This window comes from Burkholderia sp. AU27893, from assembly GCF_002223205.1.
In the GTDB taxonomy this organism is placed as follows: domain Bacteria; phylum Pseudomonadota; class Gammaproteobacteria; order Burkholderiales; family Burkholderiaceae; genus Burkholderia.
The window spans coordinates 1,400,814-1,424,481 of the sequence record NZ_NKFD01000001.1 but is presented as its reverse complement, the minus strand read 5'-3'; the positions used below and the strand labels follow the sequence as shown (position 1 = coordinate 1,424,481).

The following is a 23,668-nucleotide window of genomic DNA, read 5'->3' as shown; positions in this document are numbered from 1 at the left end:
CCTGGAGACCATCATGGCCCAACGCAAGCCCGCAGTTTCGACGCTCCTGAAGGCAGCACAAGCCCGAATCGTGGAGTTGGAAAAGCAGCTCGAATCGGAAAAGAACCAAGCGAAGTGGGCGCGTGAAGGTCGCGACTCGGCGCAATCCGAGCGCGATCAAATTCACGCGTTCCTCGACGCGTTGCCGGGTGCGATCCAGAAGAAGAATCCCGAGACGTACGTCGAACACAGCGCCATGACGCGCCTCGCCGCGTGGCTCGCCACGTCGCGCGCGTAACACCGGCCGCACACCACACCGAGGGACCACATGGACAAGAGCGAAAACCGCTTCTACCGCGAGGCGGAAGAAGCCAAGCAAGCGCCGGAACTCGAAGCGTGCTGCTGGTACGTGCGCACGAAACGCACTGATGCCGACGCGGCCGGCTGGCTCGTCGCCGACTGCTCGACGTCGCCGCACGGGAAGGAATACGCGCGGCTGTTCGCGGCCGCGCCGAAGATGCTCGATCGCCTTCGTGCGGCTGCGGAATGGCTGACCGAGGCAAACAGCCCAGCCGAACTGCGCCAAACCATCGACGCCGTGATCTCACTCGCGACGACGGCACCCGAGGCTGCGCCGGAGCCGGTGCGGCACGTGACGATTGCAGGAGGTGCGCTGTGAGCACCGACCGCAAGATCATGCCCGTCGCGCAGTGCGGCTTCGTCGCCAATTGCATGGCGAGCCCGCAAAGCTATGCAAGTTCGCTGTCGAACTGCCGCACGCCGACATCGAAGGCGACCGCCGATCATGCGCTGGCGCAGCTGGAAGCTGCCCGAGCGAAGGACGTTGCGCTGCACGAAGCGAACCTCGAAGCCATCGAGCGAAACAAGGGCACGGCTGATCGCGTCCGGGCGTTCATGGAAGAAATCGGCATGCCGAAGTCATGGACCGAGCGCGACACGAAATCGCGTTCGCGCTACCCGAAGAACGTCACGCGCGACGCGGGCTGGATCAGCGACATTGCGCGCTTTATCAAGACGGACGACGGATTCGCTTACGCGACACACACGTACGAGACGCTCAAGGCCCGATACGACGAATACGCCGCGACGGCGGCGCGCGAGACCGAGCAAGCTGAACTGCAGCGTCAGCGTGCCGCAGAGGCTGAGCGCGAAGCGCGGAAAGCGAACATCGAACTCGCCCGAATCGTACTGCGCTACGAACTGTCGGACGAGTCGACATGGGACGACGTGATCGAAGCGCTGCGCGGCAAGGATCAGCGCATCGACCTGGCACTCGCGATGATGGCAACGCGTGGCGACTGGTCGGAAGGCCCCTACCGCGTGCGGGACGCGATCGACCGATTCACGATCGTCACCGACGAGGACAAGGAAATCGCGAACGACGTGATCTCGTGCATGCACGACTTCTGCGACGGCCGCGTGTTCCGCGATACGACGTGGAACTATGACCGGATCATGGCGAGCGTCGCTGATCAGCAGCTTGCGACCGACGCGCTGACCGCCTATCAGCACCGGGAGGACTGACATGCGCGCCCCTCTCACCCGCCTCCCCGACTGGTTTTGGCTCGCGGTGCTCGGCGCGCTCTGGCTGATCGCATCGGGCATTGCGCCGGCTTATGAACTGCTCGCGGGGATTGCGCGATGAACCCGATCACCTACCTCTGCGACGCGCTCGACCGCCTGTTCGAACGCAGCCCGGTCGCCGGGATCATCGTCGCGATCGTGGTCGCGTTCCTGTGCGCGGTCGGCATCGCATACCTCAGCACCACGCCGGAAGCGCCGCGCGGCGTGTGGGGGGCGTGATGCTCGACTACAACCTGTCGATCGACGCGTATCACGCGCTGTCGCCCGTTTCGAAGTCGCAACTCGATGACCTCGCGCTGTCGCCGTTCCACTTCTACAGCCGGCATCGCAATCCGCTGCGGCCGCCGCGCGTCGAGAAGGCCGGCCAGCTCGAAGGGCACCTCGCGCACTGCGCAGTGTTCGAGCCCGACCAGTTCGACGCGCGCTACGTCTGGGCACCGAAGGGCGCGCCGCGCAAGCCGACGGACGCGCAGTGGAACGCAAAGAAGCCGTCGCCCGACAGCGTCGCGGCGATGGAATGGTGGCGCGAATTCCTCGACGCATGCGGCGACAAGCGCGTGATCACGGTCGAGCAGTACGACGTCGCGATGCGCCAGGCGGAATCCGTGCGCGCGCTGCCGGAGATTCAGGACGCGCTGTCTCAGGGCCGCGCCGAAGTTTCAGCGTTCTGGACGGACGAAATGACCGGCGTCGAATGCCGCTGCCGGCCGGACTGGGTGCATGCGCTGTCGCGCAAGTCGGTCGAGCTGCTCGACCTGAAGACGTTCAGCTGCGCGGCCGCCGACGAGTTCCGCCGCCAGATCGCGCGCAAGCGCTACCACGTGCAGGACGCGTTCTACTCGGCCGGCTACAGCGCAGCGGCCGGCGTCACCGTCGAGAAATTCACGTTCATAGCCGTCGAGACCGAGTGGCCCTACGCGGCCGCCTCGTACACGCTCGGACCTGAAAGCCGTGAGGAAGGATTCATGGAGTGCCGCCGGCTGCTCGACCTGTACGAGGAATGCGTGCGCCTGAAGCGCTGGCCCGGCTACTCGAACAAGACCACGCAGATTGACCTGCCCCCTTACGCCTTCACTTCACAAGAGATTGAGATCGCATATGTCTGACATCACCGACCTCCGCGGCACCATCGTGCCGAAATCCGACCAGCTGAACGCAGAGCAGCTGCTGGCCGGCGACATGACCATAACCGTGACCGATGTGCGCATGGGCAGCGAAGATCAGCCCGTGATCCTGCACTACGAGAACGACGAGGGCCGGCCGTACAAGCCGTGCAAGACCATGCGGAAGCTGCTGATCTTCGCGTGGGGCGAGGACGGCCGCAATTGGACCGGCAAGTCGATGACACTCTACAACGACCAGGCGGTGCGCTTCGGCGGCATGGTCGTGGGCGGCATTCGCATCAGCCACCTGAGCCACATCGAACGCGAGATCTCGCTGTCGCTGACTGCGACGAAGGGCAAGAAGGCACTGCACACGGTGCTGCCGCTCGAAGTCGTGCGCCTCGACGACGTGCTGAAGGCGATCGCGACGGCCACCGATCGCAACGCCATGAACGCGGCCCGCGCGCTGGCGATGAAGCTGCCCCCGGGCGATCAAGCGCAGGCCGCGCAGGACGCATACAACGCGCGCATGCGCGAGCTGCGCGGCGCGGCGGCGCGCAAGCCGGCGGATCCGCAACCCGGACCGGGCGACGACGAAACCACGGCGCTCGCGCAACTGGAAGCATGTGCCGACGTCGATGCGCTCGCAGTCTGCCTCGATAGCTTCCGCTACTACCCTGGCGACGTCCGCGAGCGCCTGATCGAAGCGTACAACCGCCGGCGCGAAGCACTGCTCGACGCGTAACCCTTCCCCTACCCGACAGGAGCCAGCATGTTCAACCTCGACAACACCCTCGCGAAGATCGTCTCGTGCACGAACGTCAGCGAGAAACATGGCGCCGAGCGCGTCGCCGCTATCTCGATCGGCCTCTACGTCGTTCAAGGCGGCGAAGTGCTTGAAATGTTCGATGCGGGCCTGCGCAACGCGCTGTACCGCAAGCCGCAGCCGAAGCCCGGCGAGCTGCCGATGGAACACGACGGCCTGACCGAGCTGCGCTATCCGTTCATGCGCAACCTCGCGTGGGACCGGAAGTACGAAGGCTATCTGTTGCGCTTCCACATCGGCGCGACTGGCACAGAAGACGTGCTACTCGCCGAATGCGGCCTGAAGGATATCCGTTTCACCACGCAGGAAGGCGGCTCGGTGGGTGTGCACTTCAAGATCACCGCGCATCCGAAGGACGAGGTCGACCACGGGAAGATCGCGACGCGGCTGCAGCAGGAGATCGGCATCACGCTGACGCCGCCGGACAACTACGTCGACCCGGGACTGTTCGGCGATGCGCAGGACGACGACGACCGAGATCCGTTCGAAGGCAGCGACCTGGCCCGAGACGCGCAAGAACAGTGACCCACCCGCCGCGCGCCCCACACGCGCGGCAACCCGGCTTCAATGCCGTCCGCGTGGGTGATGGGTGGGCGCCGTCACGCCGGCTTATTCATGTCAACGCATGCCACATGCGAACCGCGCGGACGACATTGATACTGTTCTACTGATTGAGGATGACGATGAGCGACACCACCGACAAGAGCGCTGATGCGCTGACGGTACCTACGATCTCGCGCGATGCGTTCTATGACATCGTGCGGGCCGCGATGAAGAAGTACCGCGACGAAAACCCGTCCCGCTACCTGAACGATGATCAGGTCGACGCCAACGACGGCGAGTTCGTAAGCGCATTGGCGGACCAGCACGCGAAACTCATAACGGGGCGCCCTGTCGAGCAGCACGAAGCAGCGCCGGCCGATGACGCGCGCGAATGCCTGATGGACGTCGTAAGCCATCACGGCGACTTCGAGAAAGCCTGCCGAGCACTGAAGGACGCTGCGAGCGACGACGGCAACGGGAGCGATGCCTCGTACTGGCTGCACCAGATCGACGTGCTTGGTCGCATGAAGGCTCAGGCAGAGCGTGCACTCGCTGCACCATCCGCCCCGCTCGAAGGCACGGGCAATGGGGCGGAAGTTTCTGGGGCATACACTTATTCCAGCGTGCAGGCGACCAACTGCGCATGCTGCGGCGAGTACAAGCACACGCCGCTCCGTATCGACTGGATGGGCGGCTACGTCTGCCTGACCTGCATTGACCGAGAGCTGGAATCCCGCATTCCTGCTGATGTGGCCGATCTGAACGAGCGCGCGATGCTCGCGGCCGGCCAGTGGGCCACGTCGGATACGCCGATCAAAGAAGCGCTCGCCTATCGTGACGGTTTCGTTGCAGGTGCCCGCGCCCCTCGCACAGAGGTGGCGGGAGCGGAGGGGGTGCTGCGAGCTGCACTCGACCGTCTTGAAAACGCCTGCGACAAGCGCGCAGAACTTCTCACCCGCGACGCCTATTTGGCTGCGGAAGCGATTCCCGGCATGCGCGATGCGCTGTACGAACTGGACGAAGCTCGGCGGCAAGCATGCGATGCCCTGTCTCGCGCCCCTCGCACTGAGGTGGCGGGAGCGTGTAAGCACTGCGGTGCGACGACGGCTCAGACATGCAATGACCGGGGCTGCTTCTATCTCGAATCTGGCGACGGCGAACCCTCCGCAGATGCAGCGGCAGAGGACAAGTACGTCATCGAGCGCCTGAGCACGGTGCTCGCGGGGGTCGCAGCGGCGCTACTCGGCGAGGAAGCTGACCGCCCTGCCGCTGAAACGCTCCAGAAGCTGCCAGAGGAAGCCGCGAAACTTCGCCTCGAACTTGACCTTTACCGGGCGCAAGCCGCAGATGCAGCGGCAGCGCCGGCAGACGAGCGGGCGTCGTTCGAGGCGTGGTGGTACGAGCGCGAAGCATTCGGACTGCGCGCCGAACGGCTCGACACGCCGGAAGCGGCCGCGCGCGCTGCCTGGAACGAGCGCGCGGCAGCATCGCAGCCCGCAGCGGCAGCGCGCCCGAGCGATGACGAACTGTGGGACCAGACGCTGCGCGAACGCGACGAGTATCAAGAGACGGCCGACAAGCTGGCCGCAGCCATTGCCAAGCATTTTGGCGTGGGCATCGGCGAGCACTCGAACTTGAACTGCCCATGGGACGAAGCGTTGGAGGTGATCGAGAACGCCGCCCCGCCCGCGCAGGTCGCCACTCGGCAGGAAATGACGGACGCGGCGCGCGATGTTCTCGCCGAGCGACGCCGACAGGTCGAGCAGGAAGGCTGGACAGCGGAGCACGACGACGAGCATTGCAGTGGAGATCTGGAACTGGCCGCCGCCTGTTATGCGATTCACGCCTCCGAGCGTGGACAACACAATGAGTTCATGTGGCCGTGGCCGTCTGAATGGTGGAAGCCGACGACAAAACGCAGAAACCTCATAAAGGCCGGTGCACTGATCCAGGCTGCAATCGAGCGGCTCGACCGCGCCCTTCTCGAAGGAGACAAGTCATGAAGCTCGACGAACTGATCCAGAGGGTCGGCGTGAATAACGTCGGCGTGCAATTCCTGGCCGATTCGATCACGGGTGGAAAACAAAAGCGCGGCTACGTGGAAGTTTCATTCGGCACGGATTGCGTCTCGATGCGCGACATCGCCACCGGTGAATGGGAGAACGTGGTTTTCGTCGTCAGCATAAAACGTCATGCATTCGAGGCCGCGCGCGATGCATCGTGTGGCGAAGGAGCCAAGCATGAATAAGACGCTGACGGCGGCCGACCGCGCCACGATCATGGACGCCTGCCAGAGCATTTCGCGAAGCGCCGATGCACTGAAAGCCGGATGCTCGATCGACGGCGAGTGGCCCGATGCAGATGACAAAGCGTTCTACGACGCCGAACTTCGCCTGCTCGGGCGCTTGACCGCCCTCCTCGCCGCTCAGCAGCCGGAGCCGCAATGCACCTGCGATATGCGCACACGGGTTCTCGGTGACGGATGCGAGGTCTGCCAGCCGGAGCCGCGCGCCGAGGTGACGGGATGGCAGCCGATCGAGACTGCGCCGAAGGACGGGACGCCACTCGTGATGTTCGCCCGCTACGTCCATGCGACTGCGTCGATTGTAGTGGTCGCATCGTGGCTGGAGAACTACGGAATGTGGGTGAATCAGTCGTTTTCGTGCGCACCTGTCCAGCAGGTTGTGCCGTCACACTGGATGGCACGCCCCGAGTTCCCTATCGACGCCGCCCTCGCGCAACGACAAGGGGAAGACCATGTCTAGCCGCCGCATCAACAGCGCAGCCGTGGTCGGCGTTCTCGCGAGCGGCACGCACACCGCGCGCGAGATAGCGGCCGAACTCCAGACGTCGACGGCGTTCGTGCAGTGCTTCCTCGACACGCTGTTCTACGCCGGCCGCATCCGGATCGATCAGCGCGTCACGACGGACACTGCGTACCAGCTGACACCGGTCGCCGCACCGCGCGCGCCGCTCGATACGCCGTCCGCCGGGCCGCGTCTCGCACCCAACCTGCAATCCACGCTCGCCGGATACGATCGAGAGATCAGTCGCCGCGTCGAGCTTGCCATGACCACGAGGACACGATGATGGAAACGAACGAAGTAATGAACGTGGCCCGCCGCGCGGTGCAGCTCTACGCGGAGACGCACCCGCGCCCGACGCACGTCACGCAGATGCAAGCGGCCGAAATGCTCGGGATCAGCCGCTGGACGGTCAGCAAAATGGTGAAGGCCGGCGACCTGAAGCTGAACCGGTGCGGCCTGATCCCGATCGAGGAAATTGACAAGGCGCGCGAGGCGCATGTTTAAAGCCGCGCGGCGATCTGCTCGGACGTCTCGCGATAGTAGTGCTCCTGCAGCAGCTTCAGATCCTTGATCCCGCTGATGCGCGACAGCGTCAGCACGTCGACCTTGCGAGCCAGGCGCGTTAGCGCCTCGCCTCGCGAGTCGTGAAACGTCATCCCAGTGATCAACAGCGCCTTCTTCGCCTTGCGAAACAACGTATCCATCGACCCCGCCTCGACCGTAAAACACCGGTCACGATGCGCTACCGCTTTCAGCAGCCGCAACGCGGCGCGAGGGAGCGGAATCTCGCGCGGCTTTCCAGTCAGGTATTGCATCTTGTGATCGAGCCGCGCGACGCCAGTCTTCATGTTCAGCGTATCCTTTCCGAGCCCACGCAGTTCCTTTGCACGCATGCCGCTGCGTAGTGCGACGAGCCACGCGAGCGCTACCTCCTGACTCTTCGTCGTCGGTTCCTGCCCGGTTCGATAACCGAGCCAGCGAACGATAGGGCGAACCTCTTTCCAGGGGGCGACGCGACGCGTGCGCGGCGGGTTGTCCGGCGGCGCGCCGAGATCGCTGAACGCGTTCGTGTCGATCCACTTCCATTCCCGGCGTGCGATCGTGTACGCGTTTCGATAGAGATTGATCTCGCGCAGCACAGCGCCGTTCGTGATGCCGCGCACCTTCTTACCATCCGGCCCGACGTAGCCTGACAGCCGCCGGTCTCGCCATTCGGCCCACATCGGGGTGTCAGCCTGCGACAGTGGCCGCTCAGCGTATTCGGGGAACTGCTTGATGAAGGACGCGATGCGACTCTGTTCCCACTTCGTGCCGCCCTTCTTCGTCGACACACGGCTCGAATACTCAGTGAGCATTTCGCCGAGCGTGTGAAGGTCAGCGGCGGGCGTATCACTCAGGCGCTTCAGTTCCGCCTCGCGCTGCGCTCCCCATGCCGTTGCCTCGCGCCGTGTGCGCAGCACTTTCGAATCGCGCGCGCCGCCGACATAGACCTGCACGCGGAAGCCGTTCTTGTGTGGGGTGATCGATGCCATTGTGGGGAGAGCCGTGCGTAGGAAATGGGGAATCCATTCTACAACCCTCCCCACAATGTGGGGAAAATACCCTGTATGTATCAACAGTGTCGGGTCGCTAACCCGTTGTTTCTACACGGTTCAACAAGTCAGCAAAGTTCATGTTGAAGTGTCGTGGTGCCGGGGACCGGACTCGAACCGGCAAGCCAGTTAAGGCGGCGGATTTTCGTCACACTGCTTCTTTCAAAGCCGGCGTCGCGTGCGCGATGCCGTTCGTGCGCTGGACTATGCCTTCGCCGTCGCGCGCGGGCTTGCCTGCTGCCCATGCGCCTTAGGCGCCCCCCGTCTAGTCTCTACACCTTCCTCGCGGCGGCCGCGAGGCTTGGCTCGGCGTTGCCTCGATGCGCGCATCAGGGGTTTCGCCGAATTTGAAGGGTTCTGCACCGACCGTTTCCGACCGGGCACTCAATCGTTTAAGTCCGCTATGTTTACCAATTTCATCACCCCGGCAAGAGGGCGGACGCGATTCTACCATTGCTTGCCCATGCGTTCCCTTATTCCGCGGCGCCGCATCGCGATGCCCCCCACCGTCGCGCGGCATCATCACGCGTAATCGCCGCCCGCCACACCGCCGCCAACGATTTCCTCCCGCGCCGCACCATCCCCGATACAATCGAATCCGCGTCGTCCGACGGCCCTATCCGTCTGACGTTTGTGTCGTACCTTTTGCGAAACAAGCGTCGCGTGCGTCATCGCGAAGTCACAAACGTTTTCGATAATTTCCCGGCCGAAAACGTTTACATCGCAAGCTTTCATGACCTCGACCATCAAGGACGTCGCTGCCCTCGCGGGCTTCTCGATCGCCACCGTCTCGCGCGCGATCAACGCCCCGCATACCGTCAGCCCCGCCACGCTGCAAACGATCCGCACCGCGATCGACACACTGCAGTTCCGCCCGAGCCCGCTCGGCCGGCAGCTGCGCGGCGAGCGCACGCGGCTCGTCGGCGTCGTCGTGCCGACGTTGTCGAACCCCGTGTTCGCCGACTGCCTGCAAGGCATCGACGAACTCGCGACCGCGGCCGGCTTCAAGCTGATCCTGATGACGACCGAATACGACGCGGCGCGCGAGCGCCACGCGATCGAGACGCTGCGCGAGCAGCGCGTCGAAGGGCTGATCCTCACCGTCGCCGATGCGGATACCCACCCGCTGCTCGACATGCTCGACCACGACGGCCCGCACTACGTGCTGATGCACAACGACACGCAGCGCCGCCCGTCGGTGTCGGTCGACAACCGCCGTGCCGCGTATGACGGCGTGCGGCTGCTGACCGCGCGCGGCCACCGCCGCGTGCTGATGCTGGCCGGCTCGCTCGCCGCGTCGGATCGCGCACGGCAGCGTCATCTCGGCTATGCGCAGGCCCTCGAGGAAATCGGCGTCGCCCCGCTGCCGCCGGTCGAAGTCGACTTCAACGCGCCCGAGCTGCCCGATGCGGTGCTCGCGCATCTCACCGCGCACGCGACGCGCCCGACCGCCCTCTTCTGCAGCAACGACCTGCTCGCGATGGTCGTGATGCGCGGCTTGCGCCGCGCAGGCTTCTCGATTCCCGACGACCTGTCGGTGCTCGGCTTCGACGGGATCGCGCTCGGCGAACTGCTCGCGCCGCCGCTCGCGAGCGTCGCGACACCGAACCGCGACATCGGCCGCCACGCATGGCAGCGTCTCGTCGAATGCATCGGCGGCGCAGCGATCGAACGCACGTCGCTGATCCTGCCGCACGTGGTGCGCGACGGCGCGACCGTGGCGCCGCCGGCCACCGACCTGCAATTGCGCAAGGCCTGAGCCCGCGCCGCACACCCTGCACACCACCACGCCACCCCAGCGCCTCACCCTCGCCCGGAGACCCACCGTGTCCTTTCGCCTGACCTCGCTGCTGCGCGCGCTTGCCGCTCCCGTAGCCCTTGCCGCGCTCATCGCCGGCGCGCCCGCCGCCCACGCCGACGAAACGGCGATCTGCTACAACTGCCCGCCCGAATGGGCCGACTGGGCCGCGCAGATCGCGGCGATCAAGCAGAAGACCGGCATCCGCGTGCCGTTCGACAACAAGAACTCGGGCCAGTCGATCGCGCAGCTGATCGCCGAGCAGAAGAGCCCGGTCGCCGACGTGGTCTACCTCGGCGTGTCGTCGGCGTTCCAGGCGAAGGACAAGGGCGTGATCGCGCCGTACAAGCCCGCGCACTGGAACGACATCCCCGCGAACCTGAAGGACCCGCAAGGCTACTGGTTCGCGATCCATTCGGGCACGCTCGGCTTCTTCGTGAACAAGGATGCGCTCGACGGCAAGCCGGTGCCGCGCTCGTGGGCCGACCTGCTGAAGCCGGAATACAAGGGCATGGTCGGCTATCTCGATCCGTCGAGCGCGTTCGTCGGCTATGCGGGCGCGGTCGCCGTGAACCAGGCGCTCGGCGGCAGCCTCGACAACTTCAAGCCGGCGCTCGACTGGTTCAGGAAGCTGAAGGCGAACGCACCGATCGTGCCGAAGCAGACCGCGTATGCGCGCGTGCTGTCGGGTGAAATTCCGATCCTGCTCGACTACGACTTCGACGCGTATCGCGCGAAGTACAAGGACAGCGCGAACGTCGAGTTCGTGATTCCGAAGGAAGGCACGATCGCGGTGCCGTACGTGATGAGTCTCGTGAAGGGCGCCCCGCACGACGCGAACGGCAAGAAGGTGCTCGACTTCGTGTTGTCCGACGAAGGCCAGAAGCTGTGGGCCAACGCGTACCTGCGCCCGGTGCGCGCGCAAGCGCTCGGCGCCGACATCGCATCGAAGTTCCTGCCGGCGAGCGAATATGCGCGTGCGAAACCGGTCGACTTCGGCAAGATGGCAGCCGGCCAGCAGGCATTCGGCCAGCAATACCTGCAGGTCATGCAGTAAGCGGCGGACCTCATCGATGCTTGACCTGACTTTCCCGCTGCGCTGGCGCGTCGCGCTCGTCGCGCCGGCGCTCGCGGTGTTCGCCGCGTTCTGGCTGCTGCCGATGGCGGCGCTCGTGCAGGTGTCCGCCGACGGCGCGTTCTTCTCGCACTACGCGGCGCTGCTCGGCAATGCGCGCTACATGAAGAGCCTCGGCGAAACCATCGCGCTGTCCGCGGGCGTCACGCTCGCGACGCTCGCGCTGTCGACGATCTCGGGCCTGCTGCTCGCTCGCCGCGAATTCGCGGGCAAGCGCGTGCTGCTCGCACTGCTCACGTTCCCGCTCGCGTTCCCGGGCGTCGTCGTCGGGTTCATGGTGATCATGCTCGCCGGCCGGCAGGGGCTGATCGGCATGCTGTCCGCGAAGCTCACCGGTGACAAGTGGGTGTTCGCGTACTCGGTCGCCGGGCTGTTCATCGGCTACCTGTACTTCTCGATTCCGCGCGTGATCGTCACCGTGATCGCGGCCGCGTCCAAGCTCGACGCGTCGCTCGAGGAAGCCGCGCGTTCGCTCGGCGCATCACCGTGGCGCATCTTCGTCGACATCGTGCTGCCCGCGCTCGCGCCGGGCCTGATCGCGGCCGGCGCGATCTGCTTCGCGACCGCGATGGGCGCGTTCGGCACCGCGTTCACGCTCGCCACCGACCTGAACGTGCTGCCGATGACGATCTATACCGAGTTCACGCTGAACGCGAACATCGCGACGGCGGCCGGCCTGTCGATCGTGCTCGGCATCGTCACCTGGGCCGTGCTCGCGCTCGCGCGCCGCTTCACCGGCCACACCGCCGCCGCCGCGGCCTGAGGATTTCCGCATGCAATCGCTTTCCGGCTCTTCCGGGCCGTCGCCGGCCCCGGCTCCCGCTCCCGCGCAGGCGAACGGCGTCGCCCGCCGCGCGCCGCGCGTCACCGGCGCGCGCGCGATCGCCGCGCTGCAATGGGGCGTCACGCTGCTGCTGTGCGCGTTCCTGATCGTGCCCGTCGTGATGTCGGTGCTCGCGGGCCTCACCGTCAACTATTTCCGCGGCCTGTCGAGCGGCCTCACGCTGCGCTGGCTCGAACAAGTGTGGCAGCAGTATCACGGCTCGGTCGCGCTGTCGCTTTACGTGGCGTTCGCGACGCTCGCGATCGTGCTCGCGGTCGGCGTGCCGGCCGGCTATGCGCTCGCGCGCAGCAAGAGCCGCGCCGCGCGCGCGATCGAGGAGGCGCTCGTGCTGCCGGTCGCGCTGCCCGGCCTCGCGTCGGCGCTCGCGCTGCTGGTCGTGTACGGCGGCTTCACCGCGTTCCGCATGAGCCTGTGGTTCATCGTCGTCGGCCACGTCGTGTTCACGCTGCCGTTCATGGTGCGTGCGGTGGCGGCCGTCGCGGCCGGCGCCGACCTGCGCACGCTCGAGGAAGGCGCGGCGAGCCTCGGTGCATCGTTCGTCACGCGCTTCGTCACGATCGTGCTGCCGAACCTGCGCCCCGGCATCGTCGCGGGTGCGCTCGCGGTGCTCACGCTGTCGATCGGCGAATTCAACCTCACGTGGATGCTGCATACGCCCGACACCAAGACGCTGCCGGTCGGGCTCGCCGATACGTATGCGTCGCTGCGCCTCGAAGTCGGCAGCGCGTACACGATCCTGTTCCTGCTGATGACGCTGCCGCTGCTCGTCGCGATGCAGTGGCTCGGCGTCGATCCGTCCGGCACGCGGGCACTCAAGAAGCGCCCGCGCTGAATTTCTCGCAGACATGAAACTCGATTCCACTCCCATCACCCTGACCCGCTGCGCGAAGACGTTCCGCGGCACGCGCGTGCTCGAACCGCTCGACCTGTCGATCGGCGCGGGCGAAACGCTCGTGCTGCTCGGCCCGTCGGGCTGCGGCAAGACCACGACGCTGCGCCTGATCGCGGGCCTCGACACGCCGGACGCCGGCGGCACAATCGCATTCGGCAACGACGACGTCACCGCGCTGCCGATCGAGCGCCGGCAGGTCGGCATGGTGTTCCAGAACTACGCGCTGTTTCCGAACCTGACGGTGCGCGGCAACGTCGGCTACGGGCTGAAGATCCGCAAGACCGAGCCGCGCGCGCTGCGCGAGCGCGTCGACGAGCTGCTCGCGATGATGCGGCTCGACGCGCATGCGGACAAGCCGATCGACCAGCTGTCGGGCGGCCAGCGCCAGCGCGTCGCACTGGCCCGCGCACTGGCGGTGCGGCCGCGCGTGCTGCTGCTCGACGAGCCGCTGACCGCGCTCGACGCGAAGCTGCGCGACACGCTGCGTCGCGAGATGAATGCGCTGCTGCGCGAGCTCGGCGTGACGACGGTCTACGTGACGCACGACCAGGCCGAAGCGATGGAGCTCGGCGACCGGATCGTCGTGATGGGCGCGGGCCGCATCGAACAGATCGGCACGCCGCGCGACATCTACTACCACCCGGCCAACCGCACGGTCGCGCAGTTCATCGGCACGCTGAACCGGCTCGCCGGGCAATGGCGCGACGGCACGCTGGTGACCACGGGCGGCGCGATCGCGACGCCGCACGCCGCCGACGAGTGGTTCTTCCGCCCCGAGGATGCGCAACTCGCCGATCCCGCGCATGCGCCGCTGCGCGGTGCCGTGAGCGCATGCGCATTCCTCGGCGAGCGCACACGGCTCACGATCGAGCACGCGGCTCCGGACGCGCTCGTCATCGACGTGCCGGGCCGCATCGCGCTCGCACGCGGCACGGCGGTCGGCCTCACGGTCGCGCCGGAAGGCCTGATCGCGCTCGGCGCCTGATCCGTCCTTCCGGCATCATTCAAGCAACACCCCACCGCGGCGCACGACGCCGCGACAACAATCACACAATTCCGAGGAACGACGATGCTGCTTGCTCAAATCAGCGATCTCCACATCAAGCGTCCGGGACAGCTCGCATACCGGCGCGTCGACACCGCGGCCGCGCTCACGCGCTGCATCGAAAAACTGAACGCGCTCGTGCCGCGCCCGGATGCGGTGCTCGTCACCGGCGACCTGACCGATTTCGGCCACGACGAGGAGTACGGCAACCTGCGCGGGCTGCTGGCCGCGCTCGAGATTCCGTACTACCTGATGATCGGCAATCACGACGACCGCGCCGGGCTGCGCCGCGAGTTCGCCGATCGCGCCGAACTGCAGGCGGGCGAATTCGTGCAATACGCGCTCGACGTCGGCGCGGTGCGCGTGCTCGCGCTCGATTCGCAGGTGCCGGGCGCCAGCTACGGCGACCTGTGCGATGCACGGCTCGCCTGGCTCGCCGCGCAGCTCGACGCGGCGCGCGACCGTCCGGTGATCGTCGCACTACATCACCCGCCGTTCGCATCGGGCATCGGCCACATGGACAAGCTGCGCCTCGCGCCCGCGGCTTCCGCGAAACTCGACGCGCTGCTGCGCGGCCATCCGAACGTCGAGCGCGTGCTGTGCGGCCACGTGCATCGGACGATGTTCACGCGCTTCGGCGGCACGCTCGCCGCCGCGGTGCCGTCGCCCGCGCATCAGGTCGCATTCGACCTGCGGCCCGATGGGCCCTCCGCGTTCCGGCTCGAACCGCCGGCGTTCGCGGTCCATCACTACGTGCCCGATGCGGGGATGACGTCGCATCACGTATATATCGATGAAGGCGCCGGGCCTTATCCGTTCTATGAACCGACGGGTGAGCTGGTCGACTGACGGGTTGACGCACGCTGACGGGCAACGGCCGGTCGGTTACGCAGGTTCGGCCGGGTTGGCCGGTCTGCCCTCGTCCGGCAGGATTCCCGTCGCTCCGGTATGATCGGCAGCCTCGACGGCGCCCCGCCGGCCTGCGCACCCGCCGCGTGCGCCGCGCGCCGCGCCGCCCCACTTCCGTTCGCGCCGCCATGTCCACCGCCTCCACCGACCGTCCGACCGACGCCGCCTCGCCCCACTATTCGCGCAGCCTGCTGTTGCTGCTGGCAACGATCGCGGGGGTGTCCGTCGCGAACATCTACTACAACCAGCCGCTGCTCGACAGCTTCCGCTCGGCGTTTCCCGACGGCGCTTCGTGGATCGGCGCGGTGCCCACCGCGACGCAGCTCGGCTACGCGGCCGGCATGTTCCTGCTCGCGCCGCTCGGCGATCGCTTCGACCGCCGCGGGCTGATCCTGATGCAGATCGCCGGCCTGTCGGTCGCGCTGATCGTCGCGGCCACCGCGCCGTCGCTGGCCGTGCTCGCCGTCGCGAGCCTCGCGATCGGTATTCTCGCGACCATCGCGCAGCAGGCCGTGCCGTTCGCCGCCGAGATCGCGCCGCCGGCCGAGCGCGGGCATGCGGTCGGCACCGTGATGAGCGGCCTGCTGCTCGGCATCCTGCTCGCGCGGACGGCCGCCGGCTTCGTCGCCGAGTATTTCGGCTGGCGCGCGGTGTTCGCCGCGTCGGTCGCGGCGCTCGTCGCACTCGCCGCCGTGATCGTGCTGCGGCTGCCGCGCAGCTCGCCGACGTCGACGCTGTCGTACGGCAAGCTGCTCGGCTCGATGTGGCATCTGGCGGTCGAATTGCGCGGGCTGCGCGAAGCCTCGCTGACGGGTGCCGCGCTGTTCGCGGCATTCAGCGCGTTCTGGCCCGTGCTGACGCTGCTGCTCGCCGGTGCGCCGTTTCATCTCGGCCCGCAGGCAGCCGGCCTGTTCGGGATCGTCGGCGCGGCGGGTGCGCTCGCGGCACCGTACGCGGGCCGCTTCGCGGACAAGCGCGGCCCGCGCGCGATCATCTCGCTCGCGATCGCGCTGCTCGCGCTGTCGTTCGTGATCTTCGCGCTGTCGGGCTCGAGCCTCGTCGGGCTCGTGATCGGCGTGATCGTGCTGGACGTCGGCGTGCAGGCCGCGCAGATCTCGAACCAGTCGCGCATCTATGCGCTGAAGCCCGAGGCACGCAGCCGCGTCAACACGGTGTACATGGTGTGCTATTTCATCGGCGGCGCACTCGGCTCGTCGGCCGGCGTCGCCGCATGGCACGCATTCGGCTGGATCGGGATGTGTGCAACCGGGCTGGTGTTCACCGCGTTCGGGGGCTGGTTCCACCATCGCGGCGGCCGGCGCGACTGAGCGCGACCGGCCACGGCCGCGTCACGCGTCGGCGCGCGGTGCGGCCGGTTCGACGGCGGGCGGCGTAGCGAACGCGGGTGCCGGTTCAGCGGCGGGCGACGGCGCGAACGCCGGTGCTGGTTCGGCGCTGGGCGGCGTGGCGAATGCCGGTGCCGGTTCAATGACCGCGGCTGGATCCATCACGGCGCCCGGCGCCGGCACGGCCAACTGAACGGCGGAAGGCGCCAGGATCGGCGCCGCATCCGGCACCGCGATCGGTTCGGGCGCCGCTGCCGCCTCCACCGTCGATGCGGCTGCCGCGGCCGCCGAACTGGCAGCCGCCGCGCGCGCCGCGGGCCGGCGCGCCGGATCGAACACGAACGACAGCCCGACGCTGCCGAGGATCGCGACGGTCGCGACCACGGTCGCCATCGTCACCGGCTCGCCAAGCAGCAGCGCACCGAGCGCGACCGCGACGATCGGGTTCACGTACATGCAGCTGCTCGCGATGATCGGGCTCGTGTGGCGGATCAGGTAGCCGTACGCGACATACGCGGCCATCGTGCAGAACACCATCAGGTACAGGAACGCGAACACCGGCCCCACCATCAGGTGCTCGACGCGTTCGCCGACCAGCCATGCGACGAGCGTCGAGATCATGCCGCCGAGGCCGATCTGCAGCGAGGTGGACAGGAACAGGTCGGACGGCAGCTTGAGCCGCGTCGCGAGATGCGCGCCGCCGGCCCAGAACAGGGCGCCGGCCAGCACGCAGATCGTGCCGAGCGCCGAGCTCTGCGCGGCCGCGCCGCCCGAATTCAGCACGACGATGCCGACCATCCCGAGCGCCACGGCCGACCACTCGCCTTTCGTGACCGGCCGCCCGGCAACCGCGGCGATCACGGTCGCGAACAGCGGCACCGTGGCCACCATCACCGCGGCCGAGCCGCTACTGACCAGACTGATCCCGAGCGCGATCGTGCCGGACGACAGCGCGACGAGCATCGTGCCGACGATCCCCGCATTGCGGATTTCGAGCAGCGTCGGCCATTCGGGCTTGCGCCGCAGCGCGAAGATGAACAGGCCGATCCCGCCGAGCAGGTTGCGCAGCCCCGACAGCAGCAGCGGCGGAAACGACTGCAGCGCGAAATGCAGGCCGCTGTAGGTCGAACCCCACACGAAATAGATGAAGACGAGCGCCAGCGCGACGCGGCCGCCGCGGCTTTGCGGCAGGCGGATCCGGAACGAGAAGCGGGCGAAGAAATCGAGGAGACGGTCGAGCGGCGTCATCGAGCAGCCTGCCCGCACGTCACGCCGCGTGCTCCGCTGAAAGACACCGGCGATGCCGGCAAACGGCCCTGGCGGGACCGGGAAGGCAGAGCGAACGTGCGGAACGACATGGCAGTGCGAACGGCGACGAAAGAGAACCGGCAAGCGGCGGCAGAGGGACAAAAAAACGCGCGCAACCGCTTCGGCTGCGCACGCTCGGCATTATGGCATCAAGGATTCGAAAGCATCGTCGGACCAGTCTGAAAGGATCGCGAATGATGTTTCCGCGCGACATTTCCCTGCCGGCGGGCGGCTGAAATCGGGGGCCGGATACGCGACACGCGTGCGTTGCCACGGTGTCGATCCGACCCGCCATTCACGCCATTCACGCCATCCGTCGCGATCGAGTCAGCCATCGGCCGAACGGCCAGTCCTGCGCGCCAGCCAGCACTTCCCCCTTATCGTGACGGTCGGCTCACGCGCCGCATGCGCGGAACGACCTTCCTTCGACACCTGCACCGCCCATACAAAATTTTGTATAATTCGACCATTCTCCCGCCGAAGCCTGTTGTTTTCGTCGGCAGCGCGCTCGCGGATCTGCGCGGCTTTCCGCTGCCTGCGCGACGCGAAGCCGGCCACCAGATCGACCAGGTACAACGCGGGTTCGCGCCCGACGACTGGAAGCCGATGCGCACCGTCGGCGTCGGCGTGCGGGAAATTCGCCTGCGCGATGCGAGCGGCGCGTTCCGGATCATTTACGTCGCGACGTTCGCCGACGCCGTCTACGTGCTGCACTGCTTCCGCAAGCAAGCGACGCGCACCACCCGAGCCGATATCGAACTGGCCGCCCGGCGCTATCGCGCGCTGACGATGGAGAGGAAACGATGACCACCAACCATTATTCGAGCGTCTGGGACGCAATCGAGGGCCAGCCGGCCGAAGCCGAGAACATGAAGCTGCGATCCGAGCTGATGATCGCGCTCAAGCAGCGCATCGCGCAGCTCGAGCTCAGTCAGGCCCAGGCTGCGGAACGACTGGGCGTCACGCAGCCGCGCGTCTCCGACCTGATGCGCGGCAAGATCAACCTGTTCGGGCTCGACGCGCTCGTGAACATGGCGGCGGCCGTCGGCCTGCGCGTCGACCTCCAGGTGCGCGAATCCGCGTGACGCGTCACGTGCGATGCCGCGATGCCCGACGCATCGCGGCACGCGCACGCGCCGCCACCGCTCGCAACGCCCCGCTCACGATCCGCCGAACCAGTTGTACCCCTGGTCGACCCAGTAGCCGCCCGGAAACGTATCGGTCACGAAGATCTCCATGATGTGCTTCGGATTCTTGTAGCCGAGCTTGGTCGGCATCCGCAGCTTCATCGGGAAGCCGAACTCCGGCGGCAGCCGCTGGCCGTCGTAGTCGAACGCGAGCAGCGTCTGCGGATGCAGCGCGGTCGGCATGTCGATGCTTTCGTAGTAATCGTCCGCGCACTTGAAGCCGACGTACTTCGCCCGCGTGTCGGCGCCGGCGCGCGCGAGAAACGCGCCGAACGGCGTACCGCCCCAGCGGCCGATCGCACTCCACCCTTCCACGCAGATATGCCGCGTGATCTGCTCCGCGTGCGGCAGCGCATACAGTTCGTCGAGCGTCCACACGCGCTTGCCCGTCACGCGGCCGGACAGCACGAGCCGGTACGTCGACGCGTCGACGTGCGGCACGTCGTCGATCCCGTAGTACGCGTTGAACGGGAACGGTCGCGTGATGTCGGCTTCGGTGTAGGTCGGCGCGAGCCGCTCGCCGCTGAACAGCCAGGCCTGCACGCGATCGTTCATGCGCGACACCGTCTCGAGGAACGTGTTGACCGACGCGTCGTCCTTCAGCGTGCAGCCGGTCAGCATCGTCAGGCCGCCGAGCGTCAGCACGCGCCGGTTGAACAGCCGCCGCGACGGCATCTCGAGCTCGCGGCGCACGTCGAGTTCGAGCGACTTCCGGTCGAGCGTCCAGCGCGAACCGTCGCGCTTGGTTTCGGATTCCGACATGATGATTTCCTTCACCCGAGGTTGACGGGTCAGCGCCCGCGCAGCATCGCGAGCAGCGAGCGCGGCACCAGCAGCGCCATCGCGACGTGAACGACAATGAATCCGACGAGCAGCGACATCGCCCAGAAGTGCACGACACGCGCGTTGTCGTAGCCGCCGAACAATTCGCGCAGCAGCGGGAATTGCACGGATTTCCAGATCGTGAGCCCCGACAGCACCAGCACGACGAGATCGACGATCGCGGTCAGGTACGCGGCGCGCTGCACCGCGTTGTACACGCTCAGGTCGGCGTGCGACAGCCGCCCGCCCACTGCGGCACGGATGTCGCGCCAGATCGACGCCGGCGTGACGGGCAGCATCTTGCGCGCGAGGCGCCCCGTCGCGATCGACATCGTCAGGTAGAACAGGCCGTTGAAGACGAGCAGCCACATCGCCGCGAAATGCCATTGCAGCGCGCCGCCGAGCCAGCCGCCGATCGTGAGCCCGTGCGGGAACGTGAACGGCGGATAGATCGGCGACGCGTCGTAGATGCGCCAGCCGGACAGCACCATCAGGATCGCCGCGAGCGCGTTGAGCCAGTGGCTCGCGCGCACCCACAGCGGATGGATCGGGCGCGCGGGCGGCGTGGCGGCCGCGCGGCCGGTGGCGGGAACGGTTTGCATGATGAAGACTCCCGGAATGAGTCGACGGGACGCGATGCGATGCGGGCGGCCGCCGTGCGACGCACGCGCCGGCCGCGCCGCGTCCGCCTTTCGTCAGTTCGACGGCGCCATCTTGTCGCCCGACGGCTTGCCCATCTCGTCGTGCGACATCGCGTCCTTCTTCATCGCGTCTTTCTTCATCGCATGCTTCTTCATGCCGTCCTTCTTCATCGCGTCGTGGCCCATTGCATCCTTGGCCATCGCGTCGTGGCCCATCGCGTCTTTCGACATCGACGAACCCGGCTGCGACATCGCATCGTTCTGCGCATACGCGCCCGTGGCGATCGTGGCGAAAGCGGCGACGCAAGCGGCAATCAGTACTTTTTTCATGACATCTCTCCAGAACAACATGGGTTTAAGGAGCCGAATAGACGGACGACGTCGCGGGAAATGACAGCCGCTGCGAAAATTTTTTTTGAGGTTGCGCGAAAGCGCGCCGTGCTGCACCGCATTGCCGTGGCCGGCCGGGCCGGGAGGCCATGCGGCGGCGACGCGCGCTGCCATTTCGACGGGCCACCGTGCCGCCCGCCATGCTGCGGCCGCACCGGGACAGCCGATCCTCTCCCGGTTGAAACCGCCGCCAAGCCAGTGTATCGTGTGCCCTGCTAACGCGGGGGTCCTGCAATGCGCCCGGTCAAACAACCGGCATTGCGGGTGAGAAATACCCTTTGAACCTGATCTGGATAATGCCAGCGCAGGGAAGCGTACGGATTTCGCCGCCATCCTTCTGACGAAATCCGCCGCCTCACCAAGCCTCGTCTCCTGCTTAGCTCGAGCCCCACATACGTCAAGGGCTCCGGGCAAGCGCCGAAGCGCCTGTCCGGCGCTCACACAGGAGATTGCATGAACGCCAATCCGAAGTTTCTGTCCGCCGACGCTCATGTCGATGCCGCGGCCGTCGCCCCGCTGCCGAATTCCCGCAAGGTTTATGTCACCGGCTCCCGGCCCGACATCCGCGTGCCGATGCGCGAGATCACGCAGGCCGACACGCCGACCGGCTTCGGCGGCGAAAAGAATCCGCCGATCTACGTGTACGACACGTCGGGCCCCTATACCGATCCGGACGTGAAGATCGACATCCGCGCGGGCCTGGCCGCGCTGCGTCAGGGCTGGATCGAAGCGCGCGGCGACACGAAAGTGCTCGACGGCTTGTCGAGCCAGTACGGTCTCGAGCGCGCGGCCGACCCGGCCACCGCCGACCTGCGGTTCCCGGGCCTGCACCGCAACCCGCGCCGCGCCCAGGCCGGCAAGAACGTCACGCAGATGCACTATGCGCGCCAGGGCATCATCACGCCGGAAATGGAATACATCGCGATCCGCGAGAACCAGCGCCGCGCCGAGTACCTCGAGAGCCTGAAGGCGAGCGGCCCGAACGGCGCGAAGCTCGCCGCGATGATGGGCCGCCAGCACCCGGGCCAGGCGTTCGGCGCAGCGGCCTTCGGCGCGAATGCGCCGGCCGAGATCACGCCGGAATTCGTGCGCTCGGAAGTGGCGTGCGGCCGCGCGATCATCCCCGCGAACATCAACCACCCGGAATCCGAGCCGATGATCATCGGCCGCAACTTCCTCGTCAAGATCAACGCGAACATCGGCAACTCGGCCGTCACGTCGTCGATCGGCGAGGAAGTCGACAAGATGACCTGGGCGATCCGCTGGGGCGGCGACACGGTGATGGACCTGTCGACCGGCAAGCACATCCATGAAACGCGCGAGTGGATCATCCGCAACAGCCCGGTGCCGATCGGCACGGTGCCGATCTACCAGGCGCTGGAAAAGGTCAACGGCAAGGCCGAGGATCTCACCTGGGAAATCTTCCGCGACACGCTGATCGAACAGGCCGAGCAAGGCGTCGACTACTTCACGATCCACGCGGGCGTGCGCCTGCAGTACGTGCCGCTCACCGCGAACCGGATGACCGGCATCGTGTCGCGCGGCGGCTCGATCATGGCGAAGTGGTGCCTCGCGCATCACAAGGAAAGCTTCCTGTACGAACACTTCGAAGAGATCTGCGAGATCATGAAAGCGTACGACGTGAGCTTCTCGCTCGGCGACGGCCTGCGCCCCGGCTCGATCTACGACGCGAACGACGAAGCGCAGCTCGGCGAGCTGAAGACGCTCGGCGAACTCACGCAGATCGCGTGGAAGCACGACGTGCAAGTGATGATCGAAGGCCCCGGCCACGTGCCGATGCAGCTGATCAAGGAGAACATGGATCTCCAGCTCGACTGGTGCAAGGAAGCGCCGTTCTACACGCTCGGGCCGCTGACCACCGACATCGCTCCGGGCTACGACCACATCACGTCCGGCATCGGCGCCGCGATGATCGGCTGGTTCGGCACCGCGATGCTCTGCTACGTGACGCCGAAGGAGCACCTGGGCCTGCCGAACAAGGACGACGTGAAGGAAGGCATCATCACGTACAAGCTCGCCGCGCACGCCGCCGACCTCGCGAAGGGCCACCCGGGCGCGCAGGTGCGCGACAACGCGCTGTCGAAGGCGCGCTTCGAGTTCCGCTGGGAAGACCAGTTCAACATCGGCCTCGATCCGGACAAGGCGCGCGAATTCCACGACGAAACGCTGCCGAAGGATTCGGCGAAGGTCGCGCACTTCTGCTCGATGTGCGGCCCGCACTTCTGCTCGATGAAGATCACGCAGGACGTGCGCGAGTTCGCGGCGCAGCAGGGTGTGTCGGAAACCGAAGCGCTGAAGAAGGGGATGGAAGTGAAGGCGGTCGAGTTCGTCAAGACCGGCGCCGAAATCTATCACCGTCAGTAAGCGAATGCGCGGTCCGGCGATTCCCGCCGGATCGCCTCGCCACGCACGAAGCCCGCTTTCGAGCGGGCTTTTTTGCGCATGTCGCGTGCCCGCCGGCGCATGCGAAACAATTGATTACGAAACCGCGCGAGCCTTAACAAGTCCTTACAGCAGCCGCGCGGGACGGCGCGTAGATTGGGTTCATGCGCGGCCGCCAGCCGGTCGTGCGCCTTCCCGTTCACTACCACAAGGACAACGATCATGAATTCGATTCGGCGTTTTGGGGTATGCGCTCTCCTCGTCGCGACAGTGGCCAGCTTGTCGGCCTGCGATTCGATGTCGCGACGCCAGCGCGATACGGCAATCGGTGCGGGTGTCGGCGGCGTCGCCGGCGCGGCGATCGGCGGCAACGCGCTGTCGACGCTGGGCGGCGCGGCGGCCGGCGGCATCATCGGTAACCAGGTCGGCAAGTAAGCAGTCCGAGATCGGCCGGCCGGGCGTCGCCGCCCAGCCGCAGGCCGGTGGTTCAACG

At 66.7% G+C, this 23,668-nt stretch carries 29 protein-coding genes and 1 riboswitch; of the genes, 23 read left to right on the top strand and 6 right to left on the bottom strand.

The window, feature by feature from the left end; translation table 11 throughout:
- Positions 1-13: 13 nt before the first annotated feature.
- From CFB47_RS06655 to CFB47_RS06605, 12 genes are all read left to right on the top strand, one after another.
- A complete protein-coding gene (locus CFB47_RS06655; protein WP_143330798.1) occupies positions 14-277 on the top strand; it encodes a hypothetical protein in 264 nt (87 codons plus the stop codon).
- A 30-nt stretch (positions 278-307) separates the two neighbouring features.
- Positions 308-658 (top strand): hypothetical protein, encoded by a 351-nt coding sequence (locus tag CFB47_RS06650; protein WP_089460701.1) that lies wholly within the window; start codon positions 308-310, stop codon positions 656-658.
- Positions 655-1,524, top strand: coding sequence for a hypothetical protein (locus CFB47_RS06645; protein WP_089460700.1), 870 nt, complete (start codon positions 655-657; stop codon positions 1,522-1,524). Before CFB47_RS06650 ends, CFB47_RS06645 begins: the two co-directional genes overlap by 4 nt.
- A gap of 117 nt (positions 1,525-1,641) precedes the next feature.
- The gene (locus CFB47_RS41105; protein ID WP_179258922.1) at positions 1,642-1,803 is read left to right on the top strand and encodes a hypothetical protein; all 162 of its coding nucleotides are present in this window, start codon (positions 1,642-1,644) and stop codon (positions 1,801-1,803) included.
- Positions 1,803-2,690 carry a PD-(D/E)XK nuclease-like domain-containing protein gene (locus CFB47_RS06640; protein ID WP_089460699.1) on the top strand — a complete coding sequence of 296 codons (888 nt, stop codon included), beginning with the start codon at positions 1,803-1,805 and terminating at the stop codon, positions 2,688-2,690. The genes CFB47_RS41105 and CFB47_RS06640 overlap by 1 nt, the downstream gene beginning before the upstream one ends.
- Positions 2,683-3,432, top strand: a complete 750-nt coding sequence (locus CFB47_RS06635; protein WP_089460698.1) for a hypothetical protein — start codon at positions 2,683-2,685, stop codon at positions 3,430-3,432. Before CFB47_RS06640 ends, CFB47_RS06635 begins: the two co-directional genes overlap by 8 nt.
- Before the next feature lie 27 nt (positions 3,433-3,459).
- Entirely contained in the window at positions 3,460-4,038 is a 579-nt protein-coding gene (locus tag CFB47_RS06630; RefSeq protein WP_089460697.1) for a hypothetical protein, read from the top strand.
- Between the two features lie 158 nt (positions 4,039-4,196).
- Positions 4,197-6,059: a hypothetical protein gene (locus CFB47_RS06625; RefSeq protein WP_143330797.1), complete on the top strand. Its 1,863-nt coding sequence runs from the start codon at positions 4,197-4,199 to the stop codon at positions 6,057-6,059.
- Positions 6,056-6,304: a hypothetical protein gene (locus CFB47_RS06620; protein WP_089460695.1), complete on the top strand. Its 249-nt coding sequence runs from the start codon at positions 6,056-6,058 to the stop codon at positions 6,302-6,304. Before CFB47_RS06625 ends, CFB47_RS06620 begins: the two co-directional genes overlap by 4 nt.
- Entirely contained in the window at positions 6,297-6,821 is a 525-nt protein-coding gene (locus CFB47_RS06615; protein WP_089460694.1) for a hypothetical protein, read from the top strand. Before CFB47_RS06620 ends, CFB47_RS06615 begins: the two co-directional genes overlap by 8 nt.
- Complete coding sequence (locus CFB47_RS06610; RefSeq protein WP_089460693.1) at positions 6,814-7,146, top strand: DNA-binding protein; 333 nt, start codon at positions 6,814-6,816, stop codon at positions 7,144-7,146. The genes CFB47_RS06615 and CFB47_RS06610 overlap by 8 nt, the downstream gene beginning before the upstream one ends.
- Positions 7,143-7,367 (top strand): helix-turn-helix domain-containing protein, encoded by a 225-nt coding sequence (locus CFB47_RS06605; RefSeq protein WP_226221925.1) that lies wholly within the window; start codon positions 7,143-7,145, stop codon positions 7,365-7,367. The genes CFB47_RS06610 and CFB47_RS06605 overlap by 4 nt, the downstream gene beginning before the upstream one ends.
- Here the strand turns inward: CFB47_RS06605 and CFB47_RS06600 are convergent.
- The gene (locus CFB47_RS06600) at positions 7,364-8,395 is read right to left on the bottom strand and encodes a tyrosine-type recombinase/integrase (protein WP_089460692.1); all 1,032 of its coding nucleotides are present in this window, start codon (positions 8,393-8,395) and stop codon (positions 7,364-7,366) included. The genes CFB47_RS06605 and CFB47_RS06600 overlap by 4 nt on opposite strands.
- A gap of 793 nt (positions 8,396-9,188) precedes the next feature.
- Between CFB47_RS06600 and CFB47_RS06585 the strand changes: the two genes are divergently transcribed.
- The 7 genes from CFB47_RS06585 (at position 9,189) to CFB47_RS06555 (ending at position 16,406) form a co-directional block, all read left to right on the top strand.
- Positions 9,189-10,214 (top strand): substrate-binding domain-containing protein, encoded by a 1,026-nt coding sequence (locus CFB47_RS06585; protein WP_089439644.1) that lies wholly within the window; start codon positions 9,189-9,191, stop codon positions 10,212-10,214.
- Between the two features lie 67 nt (positions 10,215-10,281).
- Positions 10,282-11,310, top strand: coding sequence for an ABC transporter substrate-binding protein (locus CFB47_RS06580; RefSeq protein WP_039352324.1), 1,029 nt, complete (start codon positions 10,282-10,284; stop codon positions 11,308-11,310).
- Between the two features lie 16 nt (positions 11,311-11,326).
- Entirely contained in the window at positions 11,327-12,151 is an 825-nt protein-coding gene (locus tag CFB47_RS06575) for an ABC transporter permease (protein ID WP_069247587.1), read from the top strand.
- Between the two features lie 10 nt (positions 12,152-12,161).
- On the top strand, positions 12,162-13,064 hold the full coding sequence (locus CFB47_RS06570) for an ABC transporter permease (RefSeq protein WP_089460690.1): 903 nt from the start codon (positions 12,162-12,164) through the stop codon (positions 13,062-13,064).
- Between the two features lie 13 nt (positions 13,065-13,077).
- Positions 13,078-14,109: an ABC transporter ATP-binding protein gene (locus CFB47_RS06565; RefSeq protein WP_089460689.1), complete on the top strand. Its 1,032-nt coding sequence runs from the start codon at positions 13,078-13,080 to the stop codon at positions 14,107-14,109.
- A gap of 84 nt (positions 14,110-14,193) precedes the next feature.
- Positions 14,194-15,018: a phosphodiesterase gene (locus CFB47_RS06560; protein WP_089460688.1), complete on the top strand. Its 825-nt coding sequence runs from the start codon at positions 14,194-14,196 to the stop codon at positions 15,016-15,018.
- Positions 15,019-15,206: 188 nt separating this feature from the next.
- The gene (locus tag CFB47_RS06555; RefSeq protein WP_089460687.1) at positions 15,207-16,406 is read left to right on the top strand and encodes an MFS transporter; all 1,200 of its coding nucleotides are present in this window, start codon (positions 15,207-15,209) and stop codon (positions 16,404-16,406) included.
- A 21-nt stretch (positions 16,407-16,427) separates the two neighbouring features.
- On the opposite strand, the gene CFB47_RS06550 is transcribed toward CFB47_RS06555, so the two are convergent.
- Complete coding sequence (locus CFB47_RS06550; protein WP_089456571.1) at positions 16,428-17,672, bottom strand: EamA family transporter; 1,245 nt, start codon at positions 17,670-17,672, stop codon at positions 16,428-16,430.
- Positions 17,673-18,185: 513 nt separating this feature from the next.
- On the opposite strand from CFB47_RS06550, the gene CFB47_RS06540 reads away from it, so the two are divergent.
- Together CFB47_RS06540 and CFB47_RS06535 are read left to right on the top strand one after the other, a co-directional pair.
- Complete coding sequence (locus tag CFB47_RS06540; RefSeq protein WP_089439638.1) at positions 18,186-18,539, top strand: type II toxin-antitoxin system RelE/ParE family toxin; 354 nt, start codon at positions 18,186-18,188, stop codon at positions 18,537-18,539.
- Positions 18,536-18,817: a helix-turn-helix domain-containing protein gene (locus CFB47_RS06535; protein ID WP_089460686.1), complete on the top strand. Its 282-nt coding sequence runs from the start codon at positions 18,536-18,538 to the stop codon at positions 18,815-18,817. The genes CFB47_RS06540 and CFB47_RS06535 overlap by 4 nt, the downstream gene beginning before the upstream one ends.
- Before the next feature lie 75 nt (positions 18,818-18,892).
- Here CFB47_RS06535 and CFB47_RS06530 read toward each other — a convergent pair whose 3' ends face one another.
- From CFB47_RS06530 to CFB47_RS06520, 3 genes are all read right to left on the bottom strand, one after another.
- Positions 18,893-19,681: a molybdopterin-dependent oxidoreductase gene (locus CFB47_RS06530; RefSeq protein ID WP_089425873.1), complete on the bottom strand. Its 789-nt coding sequence runs from the start codon at positions 19,679-19,681 to the stop codon at positions 18,893-18,895.
- A gap of 29 nt (positions 19,682-19,710) precedes the next feature.
- A complete protein-coding gene (locus tag CFB47_RS06525) occupies positions 19,711-20,343 on the bottom strand; it encodes a cytochrome b/b6 domain-containing protein (RefSeq protein ID WP_089460685.1) in 633 nt (210 codons plus the stop codon).
- Between the two features lie 93 nt (positions 20,344-20,436).
- Entirely contained in the window at positions 20,437-20,712 is a 276-nt protein-coding gene (locus tag CFB47_RS06520) for a pentapeptide MXKDX repeat protein (RefSeq protein ID WP_011351498.1), read from the bottom strand.
- A 272-nt stretch (positions 20,713-20,984) separates the two neighbouring features.
- Positions 20,985-21,101: riboswitch (TPP riboswitch) on the top strand.
- Between the two features lie 124 nt (positions 21,102-21,225).
- On the opposite strand from CFB47_RS06520, the gene thiC reads away from it, so the two are divergent.
- Positions 21,226-23,157, top strand: coding sequence for a phosphomethylpyrimidine synthase ThiC (thiC, locus tag CFB47_RS06515; protein WP_089460684.1), 1,932 nt, complete (start codon positions 21,226-21,228; stop codon positions 23,155-23,157).
- On the opposite strand, the gene CFB47_RS40230 is transcribed toward thiC, so the two are convergent.
- Positions 23,151-23,399, bottom strand: coding sequence for a hypothetical protein (locus CFB47_RS40230; RefSeq protein ID WP_105771328.1), 249 nt, complete (start codon positions 23,397-23,399; stop codon positions 23,151-23,153). The two genes, thiC and CFB47_RS40230, sit on opposite strands and share 7 nt — an antisense overlap.
- Between CFB47_RS40230 and CFB47_RS06510 the strand changes: the two genes are divergently transcribed.
- Positions 23,398-23,610 (top strand): glycine zipper 2TM domain-containing protein, encoded by a 213-nt coding sequence (locus CFB47_RS06510; protein WP_011545020.1) that lies wholly within the window; start codon positions 23,398-23,400, stop codon positions 23,608-23,610. The genes CFB47_RS40230 and CFB47_RS06510 overlap by 2 nt on opposite strands.
- The last annotated feature ends 58 nt before the right edge of the window (positions 23,611-23,668 follow it).

What these genes read in the sequence shown, in the direction of transcription:
- CFB47_RS06635 (WP_089460698.1), top strand. Translation starts at nt 2,683, where the DNA reads ATGTCTGACATCACCGACCTCCGCGGCACCATCGTGCCGAAATCCGAC.
- CFB47_RS06615 (WP_089460694.1), top strand. Translation starts at nt 6,297, where the DNA reads ATGAATAAGACGCTGACGGCGGCCGACCGCGCCACGATCATGGACGCC.
- CFB47_RS06535 (WP_089460686.1), top strand. Translation starts at nt 18,536, where the DNA reads ATGACCACCAACCATTATTCGAGCGTCTGGGACGCAATCGAGGGCCAG.
- CFB47_RS06510 (WP_011545020.1), top strand. Translation starts at nt 23,398, where the DNA reads ATGAATTCGATTCGGCGTTTTGGGGTATGCGCTCTCCTCGTCGCGACA.
- CFB47_RS06530 (WP_089425873.1), bottom strand. Translation starts at nt 19,681, where the DNA reads ATGTCGGAATCCGAAACCAAGCGCGACGGTTCGCGCTGGACGCTCGAC.
- CFB47_RS06525 (WP_089460685.1), bottom strand. Translation starts at nt 20,343, where the DNA reads ATGCAAACCGTTCCCGCCACCGGCCGCGCGGCCGCCACGCCGCCCGCG.
- CFB47_RS06650 (WP_089460701.1), top strand. Translation starts at nt 308, where the DNA reads ATGGACAAGAGCGAAAACCGCTTCTACCGCGAGGCGGAAGAAGCCAAG.
- CFB47_RS06520 (WP_011351498.1), bottom strand. Translation starts at nt 20,712, where the DNA reads ATGAAAAAAGTACTGATTGCCGCTTGCGTCGCCGCTTTCGCCACGATC.
- CFB47_RS06655 (WP_143330798.1), top strand. Translation starts at nt 14, where the DNA reads ATGGCCCAACGCAAGCCCGCAGTTTCGACGCTCCTGAAGGCAGCACAA.
- CFB47_RS06600 (WP_089460692.1), bottom strand. Translation starts at nt 8,395, where the DNA reads ATGGCATCGATCACCCCACACAAGAACGGCTTCCGCGTGCAGGTCTAT.
- CFB47_RS06585 (WP_089439644.1), top strand. Translation starts at nt 9,189, where the DNA reads ATGACCTCGACCATCAAGGACGTCGCTGCCCTCGCGGGCTTCTCGATC.
- CFB47_RS41105 (WP_179258922.1), top strand. Translation starts at nt 1,642, where the DNA reads ATGAACCCGATCACCTACCTCTGCGACGCGCTCGACCGCCTGTTCGAA.
- CFB47_RS06630 (WP_089460697.1), top strand. Translation starts at nt 3,460, where the DNA reads ATGTTCAACCTCGACAACACCCTCGCGAAGATCGTCTCGTGCACGAAC.
- thiC (WP_089460684.1), top strand. Translation starts at nt 21,226, where the DNA reads ATGAACGCCAATCCGAAGTTTCTGTCCGCCGACGCTCATGTCGATGCC.
- CFB47_RS06550 (WP_089456571.1), bottom strand. Translation starts at nt 17,672, where the DNA reads ATGACGCCGCTCGACCGTCTCCTCGATTTCTTCGCCCGCTTCTCGTTC.
- CFB47_RS06560 (WP_089460688.1), top strand. Translation starts at nt 14,194, where the DNA reads ATGCTGCTTGCTCAAATCAGCGATCTCCACATCAAGCGTCCGGGACAG.
- CFB47_RS40230 (WP_105771328.1), bottom strand. Translation starts at nt 23,399, where the DNA reads ATGATCGTTGTCCTTGTGGTAGTGAACGGGAAGGCGCACGACCGGCTG.
- CFB47_RS06610 (WP_089460693.1), top strand. Translation starts at nt 6,814, where the DNA reads ATGTCTAGCCGCCGCATCAACAGCGCAGCCGTGGTCGGCGTTCTCGCG.
- CFB47_RS06625 (WP_143330797.1), top strand. Translation starts at nt 4,197, where the DNA reads ATGAGCGACACCACCGACAAGAGCGCTGATGCGCTGACGGTACCTACG.
- CFB47_RS06620 (WP_089460695.1), top strand. Translation starts at nt 6,056, where the DNA reads ATGAAGCTCGACGAACTGATCCAGAGGGTCGGCGTGAATAACGTCGGC.
- CFB47_RS06640 (WP_089460699.1), top strand. Translation starts at nt 1,803, where the DNA reads ATGCTCGACTACAACCTGTCGATCGACGCGTATCACGCGCTGTCGCCC.
- CFB47_RS06575 (WP_069247587.1), top strand. Translation starts at nt 11,327, where the DNA reads ATGCTTGACCTGACTTTCCCGCTGCGCTGGCGCGTCGCGCTCGTCGCG.
- CFB47_RS06555 (WP_089460687.1), top strand. Translation starts at nt 15,207, where the DNA reads ATGTCCACCGCCTCCACCGACCGTCCGACCGACGCCGCCTCGCCCCAC.
- CFB47_RS06565 (WP_089460689.1), top strand. Translation starts at nt 13,078, where the DNA reads ATGAAACTCGATTCCACTCCCATCACCCTGACCCGCTGCGCGAAGACG.
- CFB47_RS06605 (WP_226221925.1), top strand. Translation starts at nt 7,143, where the DNA reads ATGATGGAAACGAACGAAGTAATGAACGTGGCCCGCCGCGCGGTGCAG.
- CFB47_RS06570 (WP_089460690.1), top strand. Translation starts at nt 12,162, where the DNA reads ATGCAATCGCTTTCCGGCTCTTCCGGGCCGTCGCCGGCCCCGGCTCCC.